We start from the raw sequence: 14,730 nt of genomic DNA on the forward strand, positions 1-14,730 counted from the left end.
AATTAATCAGAAAGCAAGCATGCCCTGCCTGTCAGTTGAACTCGATGGCGCCCCCGTCACCACCATCAACCTGGCCGGCATGGTGGTTGTCGACGTCTCGGTGCATGGCGCGCTGGACCGCAACCCGAAGGCGGCACTGGACGCAGGTGGCGGCAGCGACGCGCAAGGCGGACGCGGCTACCTGATCTGGGTAACCGAGTTGCCCATACAGGCTGGAGCGGTATTGAAGGTGGTCTTCCATGAGGCGTGCGAGAACCCGGACGAGGGCAAGACCATCGAGCAGCTTTTTCCTGACGAGGAACCATGCACGCAAACCGATTTTACGATCAATGATGAAATGGCGGCGGAAATACGTGCCCGGCCACAGCTGCACCAGGCATTCTCGGTGCAGGTAGCGACCTCACAGGGCCAGCAGGCAATGGCAGTGAGTGACGTCCGGAATACAGATTTCACGTTCAGGGTCTTGTGGGACCATACCCGCCCTCACCAGGCGCGTGCGCATCTGTCGACGCACTGCCTGGACGACGTGCTGGCGCGACGCGCCGGGCCCTCACACCTGAAAGCCATGCTGGACTTGGGCGACAGCGTCTCGTTCATGCTGACCGCCTGAGCGCGTCACACCTGGCCGGCCAGCATTTCCTTGCGGATGAAATGCATGGTCTGCGGCTGGTCCACCAGCACGCACTGCTTGCCGGTGCGCCGGCAATGGTCGTGCACGCGCCAGTAGGCGTCGTGGCTGACGCAGCCGGTCTGGCAGATCACCAGGTCGGCCGCCACCAGGCTCGCTTCGAGCGCCGCCACATCGTCAACGCCATCGCCGCCGCCCGCATGGTGCAGGAAGCGCCCGCCGGCCTGCTCGATCGCCTGGCCAGGGTCGGCGCCCGAAACAGCCCCCACATACAGCACGGATTTTTCCCGCACGCCGGCCAGCAGTTCCGGTTCAAACGCCGGCTTGCCTGTCAATGCCGGCTTCCACTGCAGGCGCAGCAGCTCGCGCATCAGATCCTGCACCCGTTCGCCCAGCCACTCGACCCGGCGCGCCAGCCTGGCGCGCGTCGGCAAGCCGGGCGCCGCAGCCGCCAGTGCGGCCAGTTCCTCGCGCAGCAAAGCCAGTTTCGTGTCGCGGATCAGCACCTGTGCCTGCGTGCGCATCAGCTGCGCTTCAAGCGCGGCAATACGCGCGGTTTGTTCGTCCAGCTGCGTGCTGCAGCGCGCCTGCGCGCGTCCATAGGCGCCCAGCAGCGCGCGGTGTTCCTGCGCGATCATGTCCTCCATGCTCACCATCTTGCCCATCTTGCCTCCTTTGCCAGCAGCCGTCCCTTATGCTGATTCGCATTATAAATGAGAATCATTACCATTCATGCATGAACCGCGCTCGCGATAGGGGTATAGTGTGGCCTTGGCCAACCTGCGAACACTCCCGATGCGCTACTTTCCCCGCTTCCTGATCACCGCCATGCTGGCACTGCCCCTGCAAGGAAATGCCATGCCCAACCAACCGCTGCAGGTCAGCGCCCGCTGCATCGACAACCCCGGCTGCGTATTTACAGGCGAGGACCTGCGGATCGAAATCGTCATTACCAATACCAGCGGGCAGATGGCGGGTTATCCGCTGGCCTACATGGAACGGCGCGGTCCCACCGTCATGCTGCGCGACCCTGCCAGCGGGCGCAGCCAGCCGCAGCGCATCTCGCTGGCCGACCACAAGCTGCGCGGCGTCTTTACGGCCATCGCGCCGGGGCAATCGATCACGCTGGACGACGTGGTCAAGGCCAGCCAGCTGCGGCAATTTGGCGAGCAGGTCGATGTGACGGCCGAGATCGGCGTCTCGACCACCATCACCGTGGGTACGGCCGGGGCGACGCAGCCGTTCGAGGGGAAGGTCACTTTGCGTATTGCCAGTCAGCCAGCCAACCTCCCGCAAACCCCGCCTTGACCAGCCCATCGCGCAAGTACTGATTGCCGCGCATTAGCCGCCATGGAAAATCGTGCAGATGGTTGTCGATCATCAGCAGTACCGGCCCGTCGTTGATGCCGAAGCGGTAAGGCGAGACCCAGCGCTTGCCCTGTCTGGTGACGAATACCGTCGAGCGGGCGTGGAATACGTCATGCTGCTGCGCCAGCGCCGGCAGCACGATCTCGGGCGCGAATGGCAGCGAGGCGGCCACCGCCCACGGCGCCACGGTGCCGTCGTCATAGCCATACGGCGCGCCACGGCCCACATAGTCGCGAAAGCAGCGCCGCACGCCGTACGACTGCTGGGTGGCCGGGCCGGGACCGTCGCTGGCGCTGATACCCCAGCAGTGTTCGCCGTAGCCGGGAAAGCCGAGCGGATTGGCTATCGCATAGCGCTGCTGCACCAGGCTCGCGCGCCGCGTGTTTTCCGCGTAATCGAGACCGTGGGCGCGCATGAAGTCGTCCTGGATGCCGCGCAGATCGAGCCAGGCATGCGACATCTGGTGGATGAACAGCGAACCGGCGTACAGGTAATCGATGCCGTATTCCGACTTCCATTCGAAGCTGTCGGTCCACGCATCGTAGCTGGCGCGCTCGACAGGTTTGGTGGGCGAGCCGAGCGCCAGCACGTACAGGATCAGCGCCTCGTCATAGCCGCGCCAGCACTTGCGCAAAAAGCCGGTTTCCGGCTTCCAGCCGTGGCGCAGCAACTGGCAGCGCGCGCGCATCCATTGCCAGTCGACCCGGCGGTACAAAAAGTCGGCCAGCGCGCGGATCTCCAGTTCGTCCTTGCCCTCGCCATCGAAGTACTCGGCGGCGGCCAGCACGCCGGCCATCAGCAGGGCCGTGTCGATGCTCGACAGCTCGCAATCCCAGGCGCGCCGGCCGTTGTCCATGTCAAGAAAATGATAGTAAAAACCCTTGTGGCCGGTGGCGGCGGGCGAGTCGCCCTGCTCGCTGGCGGCAAAGAAACGCAAGGTGATCAAGGTGCGCGCGACGGCGTCATCGCGCGCCAGATAGCCGCGTTCGACGCCGACGCAATAACTGGTGAGCGCCAGGCCGACGGCGGCGATGCTGGCCGGCCAGCCGTCCTTGTCCTTGTCGCGTACCAGGCCATTGGCCGGATTGACCTGCGCCAGGAAATAGTCGAAGGCTACGCGCTGCAGGGCCTGCAGCATGGCGTGTTCGTCGATCAGGTCAGGTGGAACAGGAAAGCTGGCCGGTTTCATGGAGGCGGGCGCGGGGCGCTTGGTGGCGATACAGGGCAGTATGGCAGCGAAGCGCAAATGCTGCCCACGCCGAGTCGGACCATTTATATCACGTTGTGATATATTGAGCGCCTTTCTTTTGCCGGAACACTGTCATGCCCCTCTCCCCCACCGCCCTGGGCAAGTCCGATTTCACGACCCTGTCGGAATTTCGCTACCAGATGCGCCGCTTCGAGCGCTTTTCCGACGACGTGATCCAGACGCATGGCATCACGCCGCTGCAATACCTGCTGCTGCTGCACATCAAGGGCTATCCCGGCCGCGACTGGGCCACCGTCGGCGAGCTGGCCGAACGCCTGCAAGCCAAACCGCACGGCGTGGTCGCCCTGGTCACGCGCTGCGAAGCGGCCGGGCTGGTGGAGCGCCGCCACAGCAGCGCCGACCGGCGCCGTGTCGAAGTCCATCTGCTGCCCGAAGGCGAGGCGCTGCTGGCCAAGCTGGCGCAATTGCACCGCACCGAACTGCAGTCGCTGGCCGGCGTGTTTACCATCCCGACCGTGGCAGGAGAGCAGCATGAGTAATACCATTTACGACAGCCGGCGCGACTTCGACGGCCAGGCGCGGCTGGTGCTGATTGCCAGTCTGGCCGCCGTGGTCGGCGCCCTCAGCACTGTCACCGCGTATGTGCTGCTGCACGCCATCCATTTTTTCACCAATCTGTTTTTCTTCCAGAAGTTCTCGACCGCCTTCATGTCGCCCGCCGGCCAGGCCTTGGGCGCCTGGGTGATCGGCATCCCGGTACTGGGCGGCCTGCTGATCGGCCTGATCGCGCGCTACGGCACCGAGCAGATACGCGGCCACGGCATTCCCGAGGCGATCGAGGCCATCCTGTTCAAGAAAAGCATGATGTCGCCCAAGGTGGCCGTGCTCAAGCCGCTGGCTTCGGCAATCGCCATCGGCAGCGGCGGCCCGTTCGGCGCCGAAGGGCCGATCATCATGACCGGCGGCGCGGTCGGCTCCCTGCTGGCCCAGCATTTTCACCTGAGCGCTGGCGAGCGCAAGACCTTGCTGGTGGCCGGCGCCGTGGCGGGCATGACGGCCGTGTTCGGCACACCGGTGGCGGCGCTGCTGCTGGCGGTGGAACTGCTGCTGTTCGAACTGCGTCCGCGCAGCCTGGCGCCGGTGGCCATCGCCTGCGTGATCGCCGGCTTTTTGCGCCCGCTGCTGATCGACAGCGGCCCCTTGTTCCCGCTGCACACGGCCGTGCTGCCGCCGTCGGCCCTGCTGTCGTGCCTGATCGCCGGCCTGCTGTGCGGCGCCATGGCCTGGTTGTTGTCGACCTCGCTGTACAAGGTGGAAGACCTGTTCCACCGCCTGCCCGTGCACTGGATGTGGTGGCCGGCCATCGGCGGCCTGGCCGTGGGCATCGGCGGCTATGTGCAGCCGCGCGCGCTGGGCGTGGGCTATGACGTGATCGCCGACCTGCTGAACAACCACCTGGCCGCCGGCGCACTGCTGGCGCTGCTGGCCGTGAAAGCCGTGATCTGGCTGCTGGCGCTCGGTTCGGGCACCTCGGGCGGCGTGCTGGCGCCCTTGCTGATGCTGGGCGCGGGCCTGGGCGCCCTGCTCGGACCTTACCTGCCCGGCAACGAGCCAGCCATCTGGCCGCTGGTGTTCATGGCCGCCACCTTGGGCGGCATGATGCGCGCGCCCATCATGGCGGTCGCCTTTGCGTTCGAACTGACGTACGACGTCAACGCCCTGCTGCCCGTGATGGCCGCATCGGCCGTGGCTTATGCATTCACGGTGATGTTCATGCACCGCTCCATCCTGACCGAAAAAATCGCCCGCCGCGGCTATCACATCTACCGCGAATACGGCATCGACCCGCTGGAACGCCACAGCGTGGCTGAAGTAATGAGCACGCAACCCGTCGGCATCGATGCCGATACCCCGCTCGCCGAGGCCCTGTCCAGCCACTTCGGCAGCACCCAGCGCCACCGCGCCTTTCCCGTCACGCGCGACGGCGCGCTGGTGGGCATGCTCGACCGCGCCACCCTGGAGCAAGGTATGGCGTCAGACGCCGGCATGACGGTGGGCCAGCTGTTCGGCGCCAACATGCCGGTGGTGGCGCTGGCCGACGAGACCTGCCGCACCCTGGCCACGCGCCTGGCCGTGCATGCGCTCGAACGCCTGCCGGTGGTCAGCGACGCGCACAGCCTGCGCCTGACCGGCATCGTCAGCCGCAGCGACCTGGTCAAACCGGCGCTGGGGCTCGATGCGGAAGAGCAGCAGCGCCAGACGGTGCGCCGCGTGTGGCCGCTGACGGCACGCTAAGCCGGCAAGTCAGGACTGCGGCCCACATTCCGGTTGCATGTCCTGCATCGCCGCCGTCATTTCTTCGGGCGTGACGTCCTTGACGTGGGTGGCCAGCGACCAGCTGTGGCCGAACGGATCGGTGACGATGCCGTAGCGGTCGCCCCAGAACTGGTTCTCCACCGCCATCTTGACGCTGGCGCCAGCGCCCACCGCCTGCGCGAAGGCCTGGTCCACATCCTGCACGTACATGTGCAGGGTAACGGGCGTGCCATTGAGCTTGTTGGGGCCGACGCTGCCATAGTCGGGAAATTCGTCGACCAGCATCAGGTGCGAGTCGCCGATGGTGAGCATGGCGTGCATGATCTTGCCATCCGGCGTCTGCATGCGCGCGTGCTCGACGGCGTTGAAGGCTTTTTTATAGAATTCGATGGCCTCGGCCGCGCCGTCGCAGACCAGGTGCGGGGTGATGGTGTGCATGTCTTGGGGGATGGGGTCGACTTGTGCTGTCATGACGGGCTCCTTTGCTTGACCAGGGAAGTCATATCACTCTAGCGCGATGGCGCGGCAAGACAAGGCTGATTGGCCAAATTTTTTGGCGATTACGGGTGTTGCTGAACCATAGGAAAGACACACCAGCACCAGGCCAGCAAACAGACAGCGCACCACCTTATGCAACCATCAGCAGTAAATCAGCGGTAATGTGCCGCCATGCGCTGTATCATGCCTTTCATTTCGTCGCGCAACAGCGCCGGCGCCACCACGTTCACGCCATCGCCCAGGCCCAGCAGCCACCAGCGCAATTCCCGCGTGTTGGCCACGGTGGCGTGCAAGGACAGCCCCCCTTCCGGCAAGGCCGTCAGCATCTGGTCGCTGGCAAGCGGCGTTTCAAACAGATGCTCGCCGGCACTGCGCGAAAAGACCGCTTGCAGCTGTATCGGTTCACCGGCGCGCACGCCCATATTGCCCGATTCGATATAGTCATCGAGCGAAAAACCGGCTTTCTTGCGGCTGTCGACATACAGCATCTCGGCCTGCGTGATGCGGTGCATGGCCAGCATGCGCACGTCATCGTAGGCCGCGAACATGCACACCAGGTAAATCAGTTGGCCGCGCTGCACCACCGCCAGCGGGTGTACCTCTTCATACCGCACTACTTGCAGATGCTCACGCTTGCGGTAACTGAGCCGCAACTGCCGGTCGCGCATCAGTGCATCGTATACAATCCGCTGACACGCCGCATCCGAGACAGGCGCCAGCAAACGCTGCATGGGCGCGATGGTGCGCACCTTGTCCAGCCACGCATTGGCCTGGGAATGGGGCTCGATCGCACCGAGCGCCTGCTGGGCAGACCGAAAATGCAGCTGCAAGGTATCGAGTGTGGCCGGCGGCAGGGAATTGGCCAGTTGCTGCTCGACCAGAGTCAGGGCCAGCGCTTCCGGCACCGACAGGCCAGGCAGATCGAAACTGGGACTGTCGCGCTGCCAAGACCAGCCATATGGCCTGTTGCGCCCATCCATGACGAGCGGAAACACACTGCTCAACTCCCGCAGGTCGCGCTGGATCGTGCGCTCGGTCACGGCAAAGTCCGCCGTCATGAGGCAGTCATGCAGTTCCTGTACCGTGATTTTTCGCGGCGCGCGGGGAATCGCGCGCAGCATATGCCATTGCCGCAGCAAAGTATGTTGATTGGTTGCCATAGTTAAGGAGAATTGCCTGCTTTGAAAGTGGTCAGCAGGGTTTGTTCAGCGGCACCGGTCAGGACTACATCTTGCCTTGGTATCCCGGCGCCACCGGTTCAGGCCAGGGCGGAAAACAGCAACTCACGGTTGTTTTTCCGCATAAAAGTCTGCAGCGTATGCAGCTTGGCACGAATGGTCGGCAGCGCGCCCAGCAGGTTGGCACGCGCGCGCTCCCAGTCTTTCGGTGCGTGGTACACCGCAACATAGCGATAGTCGAGATATTCGGAGGTGTACACGGCATAACCGTCGCGTTGCTCACCAGCCCAGCTGGCGGGGTCGGCATGCGGCAGCTCATCGAGCCCCGAAATGCGCAACTCGGGTGGCTTGCCCTGTTGATGCGGCGTCACCACCAGCTCCCACCACATTTTCGGCCCGGCGAACGGCGCTTGCAGCGTGCCGGCCAGATCCAGTCCGGCTTGCAGACGGAAGCGCTCGGCGCCTTTTGTCGCTAGGTGCAGCATGCCGTTCGGCAGGAACCTCACTGGCTCCAGTTGCAGCTGGCGCCCGTTGGTGACATTCCCGTCGCTCAAGGCGTCGAGCATGGCCTTGAACGCTTCCTCGAACCAGGCTTGCACGCCGGTCAGCACTTGACCGCAGGCGATTACATCGGATTGTTTCATCGTGTTGATCCAGATTGGTTGAACATTTGACGGGAACGCCGTGCGCGCTCGGTAGCCATTGGCATCAAACGCATTGCCCGGCTGGCGCAAGTTGTGCGCAATGCGATGCACGCGCGATGCCATGTGGTTCAGCAACGTTTCGGCGCCCGGTGAACGCAGCACCAGCGCACCGAACCACACCGCGCCATCGGACTCGAACAGATAGCCTGCGCTACGCGCCAGATTGCGCCTGGCCAGCCAGTTGCCTTTGTTACGTTTGCCGTTGAGGTCGAGCGTGGTGTTATCCTGCACATGGCAGCGCAGCAACCAGAAATCCGCGCCCACTGCCTCCAGCAGTACCGGGGCGGTGCCGGCACGCCAGAGGCAGGTGTTGCGCACGGCATCGAAGGCGAATGCGGCACTGGGCGGATGCTTGAGGGCATGTGGCCCGCCGCCTTCCAGCAGCAGTGCCGGTGAAACGTTGGCGTTGGCGCCACGCGGCATGACAAAATCCTCCGTCCAGCGCTCATTGCCTGCATCGCCATCGGCAACCAGACGTAGCGGACCATGGCCCGTCGGCAACTGGCGGCGCACCATTACCGCGCCATACTCCGGCAGCGGCACCAGGCTTTCGGCAGCATCGGCGTCGACCGGCTTGCCGGCGACGACTTCCTGCCGGTCTTGCTTGCGCAGCATGCCGGCGAGCAGCGACAAGTCGCCGCCACCGTGTTGCACGTACTTCACACTGTCCGGGAAGAAAATGGCGCCGCTCTCGGGCTCATCGGCGTGGTGCCGTGGTGCGTACTCCTGGTCATCGAGCGCCTCGACACTGATGTCGCCAAATTCATCCTTGCGCTTTCCCAGGTCCATGCGCAGGTCGCTGGCGATCTTGGCGCGGATGACGCGGTTGACCTGGTGCTGGTCCAGCGTACCCTCCAGGTAGGGAAAGCCCACTTGCAGGCGCGGCAGTGCAACATCCTGGCCGGCATGGGCACCGATACGACGGCTGATCAGGCTGCCGAAACGATCGATCCGGCCGATGCGCTGCTCCAGGTCACCCGAGGTCCATGCCACGCCGTAGTGCTCCACGCGGTCGCAGAACAAGTGCATGTCGACACCTTCCTTTAGCACGTCAGTGCAAACCAGGATATTCGGATGGCATGGCAGGTTGAAATGCGCGATCGCATGTTTATTGCGCACGCGGCCAGAGCGTCCGATCACCGGCGCCAGCGGCCGGAACACCTCGCCGATACGCGTACGCCACACATGTTCCCAACTATCAACCACGCCGCTGCGGAAGCATTTGTCGACGATCAGGTCGAAGTTGTCGATCCAGTGGCGCAAGCGCATGCGCTGGTTGGCAATGTACGGCGCCAGCGCCGCTGGCAGCGTGTCCTGCTCAAACAGCCAGAGCAATTTGTCGGGCAGTGCCGTCGCACCGTCCGGCGTTTGCGGCAAGTGCGTGTGCAGGATATACAGGTCGACCACGAAGTCGGTCTGGCGCATGGACTGCAACAGGCACAGCTGCAAGGCTGCCAGCCTGCAGGACTGCGGCGTGTCGAGCGCCGGATCGCCCAGCAGCCAATGGTTGCCCGGCTTGTCAAGCCACGCCTGGCCAACCACCGCCAGCAGCAGGCGCTGCCAGCGCTCGCGGTTCATCTGCCATGCCAGCTCCTCCTTGGCCACCGGTTCGCCGTGCGGCGCGGGCCGGCGATGCAGGAAGCCGCGCAAGGGCTTGTGCAGCAGGTCCGTATGACTGTGCAGGCGGCTGCGGAAGGACACCAGCTTGCCGTTGGTGTCATGCGTCTCCGACCGCTGTTTCAGCGCTTCAAAGTACGCCAGTTTGGGCTGCTCGCGAAAAGCCCGGTTCTGGGTGGCGGCGCCAGCTGGCAAGTCCGGTTCGCCGTCCTCGTCTTGCGCCTCGTCGCCGTCGGCCAGCGTCGCTTGCAGTTCCACTTCGGGCGCCAGACCGTCATCGCCGGAAGACTGCCAGAAGTCGGCCGGCAATGGCTTGCCGGCCATCTCCGGACTGGACAGGAACACGCGCCAGTCGGCGATGCGCGCATCGATTTCCTGCTGGAAGCGCAAATGCAGCAAATCGCGGATTTCTTCCACCGTGTCGATGCGGCGCACGAACACCAGCGTCTTGTGCGTGCTGCCCTGCGCGATGCTGCGATCGAACAGGTCATCGACCATGCGATTGAGCTTGGCGTGCGGCATGCCATGGCCGCTGCCCTGATCCATCGCCTGCACAAAACTGTGATTGAGTTCATCAATCACGCTGCGGTCCAGCGCCTGCCCCGATGGCTCGCCCTGCTTGTGGTCCTTCTGCGGCTCGATTTCAGGCAACAGGGCATCGGCCGCCTTCACCCTGGTTGCAATCGTTCCGATGCTGCGCGCCACCGACGACGACAGCGATTCGAACGATGCACATTCGCCCAGACGGAACTTGTTGCCACGACCGGCCAGCGCACCGACCAAGCGCTTTTGCACCAGCGCCATGGTCATCGCCATGAACGGGTCGTCGGCGCCGGAGTAACGCACGCGGTCGTAACGGCGGTACTGCAGCTTGCCGTGGCGTTTGCCGCCATGTTCGGCATAGGTGCGGGTACGGCGTATCATCATTTGCCGCAGCAGTTGCACCACATCCCAGTCCTTCTGCCCAGTGCGCAGCGTGGCGACCGGTTGCTGCTCGAGGTAGGTATCGAGGCTATTGATATCGCCAGCGCCCGAGTGCAGTGGCGTAGCGCTGAGAAACAACCACTTTTGCACCTTGCCGCGGAAGATATGACGCAGATGAAGATTCTGCCAGTTGTCCGTATGGCGGAGGTACTGCGCTTCGTCGAACACCACCAGTTCGAGCGGCGACACGGGCTGCGACGCGGCATCGCTGCCGTCCGTAAGCAGCGCGGCCAGGCGGTGACAATACTGCTCGGCCAGGGCGTGCCGCATCTTGTCGATCCAGCCGGCTGCCTGCGCGCCGAATTGCGCCGCAATGGCCAGCTCGGCTTCATTCAGATGAGCGACACCGGTCACGCCGATGGTCTTGGCGTAGTCGCACAACATGTGCTGCGCGTCCTGCTTGTCGAGCGACAGCGGACGGCTGAACGAAGAATAGCGCAGCAGGTGAATGCGGCAGTCATCGTCCTTCAGCGCGGCGGTGAATTCGCGAAGGTTGTTATGCCGCCGCAGTTCCTGCAACTGCGTGGCATCGGTACTCAGCAGGCGATCGTCGAGCAAACGATAGCAATTGCCCAGGAATGCCGACCATTCCTTTTGCCATTGATCCTGCAGCGCAGCGCTGGCGCAGACAATCACGATGCGCGAATCAGGCTTGCTGAGGAACTGGGTGGCGATCACGCCCATGGCCTGGCGGGTCTTGCCCATGCCGACTTCATCGGCCAGGTAGGCGTAGCCTTTTTGCTGTAACAAGCCCCACAGGCCGGCCACGCCTTCGCTTTGCAGCTCGGCCTGTATGCTGGGCTGGTCCGCGCTGACGCTGGCCTTGTGACCGTCAAAATCAATGTAGGAACGCACCATGCGCGCCGTCAGCTGGGCCGGAATGATATTGTCATGCATGGCTGGCCTCTTCTTTTTTCATCTCGTCGTGAAACCATTTCAGGAACACCGTTACCTGAGCCGGCGCATTGCCGCCAAACATGTTCTTGAAGGAAGCCGATCCGGCCAGTGCCTCGCGGATAGGACCGAGCAACAAGGCCAGTTCGGCATCGATATCGAGGCAGGGTGAACCTTGCGGTGCTTTCAGACCGGCATGCGCCAGGCTGTCCAGCACTTGCTTCACTTCCGTGAGCTGGATGTAGCGGCCGATTTTTTCACTTGGCCTGACGGCCGGCTGCAAGGTGATGGCGCGGTACAGCGTGCTCACACTGTATGGCGATAGGCTGTCGAACACTGGCACCGTCTCCTTTGCGGCGAGGCGGCGCTGCAGGTGCGCGCGCAGTTTCCACGTAGCCTGGAACAGGCCGAAGTAGTCGTAGCTGGCGTCGCCCTCGTCCTGCTCGCCGTCGCCGCCACCTTCGCCACGGCGGCGCGCGGCGCGCTTGCGCAGTTCCTCGTCGCTCAGTTCAGGGTCCAGGCTGCGCAGCAGTTCAAGTACCTTGTCCAGCCGTGGCCGTGGTGCGTATTGCAGCTCGTCGTCCTGCGCATTGATCTGCAGTACTGCGCCGGACCAACTGCCGGGCGCGCCGGCCGCATCGCGCCAGCGCACGATGAATGCGCGTTGCGGGCGGTTGCAATGGGCCTTGATGCGTGGCAGTTTTCCGCCGCTGGAGAAATGGTGGCGATGACCCGCCACTTCCAGCCAGATATCGAACGCCTCCTGCGGCTCGAGCACCGCCAGGTGCCCGCCAAACTCGTGCTGGCGCCAGTCGTAATACACGGTGACGTCGACCGGCGGCAACGGCGACGGCTCTTCCCCTGCCGCGCCATCCTTGTCGTCGAGCTGGTCGCGCCCGAGCAGCTGGAATGGAGGCCATGGACTGGCGCCCGCCGGCAACGCGTAACGCAGCATCGCTTCCACATTGGCCATGCCGATCGGGCTCAATGCCGCAGCCGTGAAGTTCGCCGAGCCGACGCACAGCACGCCAGCGCCATCGTCCTGTTCCAGCAGCAGAGCCTTCGCGTGCGTGTACTGGTCGTCACCAAACTTGCCGAAGCTGTGAGGGTCGTGCGCAGGCAGCGTGGAAATCGGGAACGCATAGGCGCCCTTCTGCAGTGACGGCACGAACCGGCATTCGGTCACGCCCAGCTTGCGTACCAGGCCCGGCACGTCGCTCCAGAAGGGCGACACCACGGTGGCGCGCCGCCATGCGCGGTCGGCGACGAGGGACTGGAGCAGATCGCCACGCTGCTCGAAGGGCAGCGCCAGATGCAGCGAAGGCATGCCTGCATGGTCGGCGTGTAGCTGCGCCTCATCCTGCAGGCACGCCAGCAGCGCATCGAGTACCTGGCGCACGCCGCCTTCCTCATGCCCGTTCACGTCGTCGAGCTGCGCGCGCGCCTGTTCCCGCAGCCAGTGCAACAGCAGCGTCAACTCGGCGGCGTGCTGACTGGCGACCGGCGTGACACCAACGATTTCGCGGTTGCGGGCCCAGCCGGACAAGGTCAGGTTGCCGCTGCCGACGAACAGCCACAGGCCGCGCTGGCAGCTGTCTTTCAGCGTGCCGGCCATCAGCATCAGCTTGGGATGGAAGCGGCCCTTGCGCAGTCCGACCGACAGGCAACCGTAGCGCATGCCACCCTTGGGCTCGGGAAGCGTCGAACGGTCATTGACGACCAGCACCTGGATCTTTTTCAGCTCCTCATTGATGGCGTGGCGCGTCTCCGATACGCCGGCCAGATCGGCCACCGTATCGCCGGCCAGCAAGGGTAGCACGTTCGATTCAAAGAAGCCCGGATGAAAATTGAAGGTGGTAAACAACACCAGCCGTTCGCCGTCCGGCTCGAAGCGGTCGATGATGGACTGGAACGCATCGCGCATGAATGCGCTGTTCTTTTGCGCGCTCATGGCCTCTCTCCATGCAGTTGTTGGTAGATGGTGCTGGCGGCGTGCAGGTAGTAGTCGTTGTCCCAGTCCGGATCGTCGGACGCCAGCCGCCGCAGCGCCTTGTCGGCACGACCGCCTTCGCCGCCGTGCACGGCGATCAGATGTCCCTCCAGCACCACCAGCGGATCGCGCGCGCGCTCTACCATGCAGTCGCCGTGATACCTGACCAGTTCCCTGAGGAAGACATTCAGGGTAGCGTGCGCGGCCCCATCGTGCACGGATACCAGCAGAGCCGCCAGACGCTGCAACTCGCGCATGCGCCTGGCCGGTCCGGCCTTGCTGATCTTGCCTGCCAGGGCACTGAAGTCGTTTGCGCGCTGGCGCATCTGCGGCAAGGCCGATGCGATACGTTCGGTCACCGCAGTAAGATGCTCGTTGGCGGCGGCGCGCACGATGTCGAAACTATCCTGCAGCACCAGCAGAAACGGTTCGCATCGGTGCATGTCCTCGATCTGGCCGGACAGCGCCTCCGAGGTCAGCAATCTTGCACGCTCGCGCAAGGAAAGATCGCGATGACGCAGGTCGGCAAAGTCGCCGGCCAGCGCGCGATACTTGTGTTCGCCAAGGATGCCGCGCAAATGATGTGTGACAGCTTGATCATTGTAGACAGCTTGCAGCGCCGCACTGATCTGCTTGTGGCTGGTGACCTGCGCGGCCAGCAACTGTCCACCCTCCAGGAAAGGAGCGAGTTCCTTCGCCAGCACCGCGCTCGCCGTGTCGTTCCAGACGCACTCGAACAGGTCGCCGAGCGACGCATCGACACGCCAGTCGTCATCGACCAGGCCGGCGCGTTCGCAGCTGCCGCGATAGTACTGATGCAGGCCATTGACAACGGTCTTGCCGCTGCGCGCACTGACAGTGAAGGCTGTGCCGCCACTCAACAGCGCCTGGCTTCCATAGCAAATCGGCAGGCCCGACTGCTTGAGCCAATATTCGATGACACCTTCCATCAGGCGGATGAAGCCACGCTGGCGAGCGGCGTTCGTCAGCAGTTCCTGCAAGCGCGGCCGCTCGCCGAGCCAGTGGATCAGCAGCACCGCGCGAATTCCGTTGGCCTGCAATACCGGCGAGGCCAGGTTCGGCACCAGTTCGCGGCCGATGGCGCTCCATACCGGCAACAGGCCAAGCGGATCGCGACCGGCCGACTCGCGGTTCAGTTCAGGATCAACTTGGGTAAAGTAGGGGAAGATGGCGCCAGGAATCTGCGGCACAGGTTGGGACTGAAGACTCAAGCGTGACTTTCGGCCTTGAAGGTGAAGACGATGGATTTTTATTGCTGCCGGCAAGCGATATCATGGTGGGGCCTGCCTACATGAAGAATCGCTCTCTCGACTGCCGAAGAT

At 63.9% G+C, this 14,730-nt stretch carries 11 protein-coding genes; 4 read left to right on the forward strand and 7 right to left on the reverse strand.

What is annotated here, in order from left to right:
• The first annotated feature begins 19 nt into the window (after window positions 1–19).
• The gene (locus tag ASR47_RS16400) at window positions 20–610 is read left to right on the forward strand and encodes a hypothetical protein (RefSeq protein ID WP_065308846.1); all 591 of its coding nucleotides are present in this window, start codon (window positions 20–22) and stop codon (window positions 608–610) included.
• A gap of 5 nt (window positions 611–615) precedes the next feature.
• On the opposite strand, the gene ASR47_RS16405 is transcribed toward ASR47_RS16400, so the two are convergent.
• Window positions 616–1,293 carry a DUF2325 domain-containing protein gene (locus ASR47_RS16405; protein ID WP_342670544.1) on the reverse strand — a complete coding sequence of 226 codons (678 nt, stop codon included), beginning with the start codon at window positions 1,291–1,293 and terminating at the stop codon, window positions 616–618.
• 193 nt (window positions 1,294–1,486) lie between these two features.
• Between ASR47_RS16405 and ASR47_RS16410 the strand changes: the two genes are divergently transcribed.
• On the forward strand, window positions 1,487–1,936 hold the full coding sequence (locus ASR47_RS16410) for a hypothetical protein (protein WP_150127835.1): 450 nt from the start codon (window positions 1,487–1,489) through the stop codon (window positions 1,934–1,936).
• Here ASR47_RS16410 and ASR47_RS16415 read toward each other — a convergent pair.
• Window positions 1,884–3,185, reverse strand: a complete 1,302-nt coding sequence (locus ASR47_RS16415; protein WP_065308848.1) for a glucoamylase family protein — start codon at window positions 3,183–3,185, stop codon at window positions 1,884–1,886. The genes ASR47_RS16410 and ASR47_RS16415 overlap by 53 nt on opposite strands.
• 134 nt (window positions 3,186–3,319) lie before the next feature.
• Here ASR47_RS16415 and ASR47_RS16420 point away from each other — a divergent pair, with 134 nt between their 5' ends.
• Both ASR47_RS16420 and ASR47_RS16425 read left to right on the forward strand, forming a co-directional pair.
• Window positions 3,320–3,745 (forward strand): MarR family winged helix-turn-helix transcriptional regulator, encoded by a 426-nt coding sequence (locus ASR47_RS16420; RefSeq protein ID WP_065308849.1) that lies wholly within the window; start codon window positions 3,320–3,322, stop codon window positions 3,743–3,745.
• Window positions 3,738–5,501, forward strand: coding sequence for a chloride channel protein (locus tag ASR47_RS16425; RefSeq protein WP_065308850.1), 1,764 nt, complete (start codon window positions 3,738–3,740; stop codon window positions 5,499–5,501). The genes ASR47_RS16420 and ASR47_RS16425 overlap by 8 nt, the downstream gene beginning before the upstream one ends.
• A 9-nt stretch (window positions 5,502–5,510) precedes the next feature.
• On the opposite strand, the gene ASR47_RS16430 is transcribed toward ASR47_RS16425, so the two are convergent.
• The 5 genes from ASR47_RS16430 to ASR47_RS16450 all read right to left on the reverse strand — a co-directional run bounded on the left by ASR47_RS16430 (window position 5,511) and on the right by ASR47_RS16450 (window position 14,673).
• Entirely contained in the window at window positions 5,511–5,993 is a 483-nt protein-coding gene (locus tag ASR47_RS16430) for a VOC family protein (RefSeq protein WP_082988975.1), read from the reverse strand.
• A gap of 179 nt (window positions 5,994–6,172) precedes the next feature.
• Window positions 6,173–7,078 carry a helix-turn-helix transcriptional regulator gene (locus ASR47_RS16435; protein ID WP_245714373.1) on the reverse strand — a complete coding sequence of 302 codons (906 nt, stop codon included), beginning with the start codon at window positions 7,076–7,078 and terminating at the stop codon, window positions 6,173–6,175.
• A 200-nt stretch (window positions 7,079–7,278) separates the two neighbouring features.
• Window positions 7,279–11,400: a DEAD/DEAH box helicase gene (locus ASR47_RS16440; protein WP_065308853.1), complete on the reverse strand. Its 4,122-nt coding sequence runs from the start codon at window positions 11,398–11,400 to the stop codon at window positions 7,279–7,281.
• Window positions 11,393–13,348, reverse strand: coding sequence for a phospholipase D-like domain-containing protein (locus ASR47_RS16445; protein WP_065308854.1), 1,956 nt, complete (start codon window positions 13,346–13,348; stop codon window positions 11,393–11,395). The genes ASR47_RS16440 and ASR47_RS16445 overlap by 8 nt, the downstream gene beginning before the upstream one ends.
• The gene (locus tag ASR47_RS16450) at window positions 13,345–14,673 is read right to left on the reverse strand and encodes a hypothetical protein (protein ID WP_150127836.1); all 1,329 of its coding nucleotides are present in this window, start codon (window positions 14,671–14,673) and stop codon (window positions 13,345–13,347) included. The genes ASR47_RS16445 and ASR47_RS16450 overlap by 4 nt, the downstream gene beginning before the upstream one ends.
• Window positions 14,674–14,730 lie beyond the last annotated feature (57 nt).

It is taken from the genome of Janthinobacterium psychrotolerans (genome assembly GCF_001677885.1).
In the GTDB taxonomy this organism is placed as follows: domain Bacteria; phylum Pseudomonadota; class Gammaproteobacteria; order Burkholderiales; family Burkholderiaceae_D; genus Janthinobacterium; species Janthinobacterium psychrotolerans.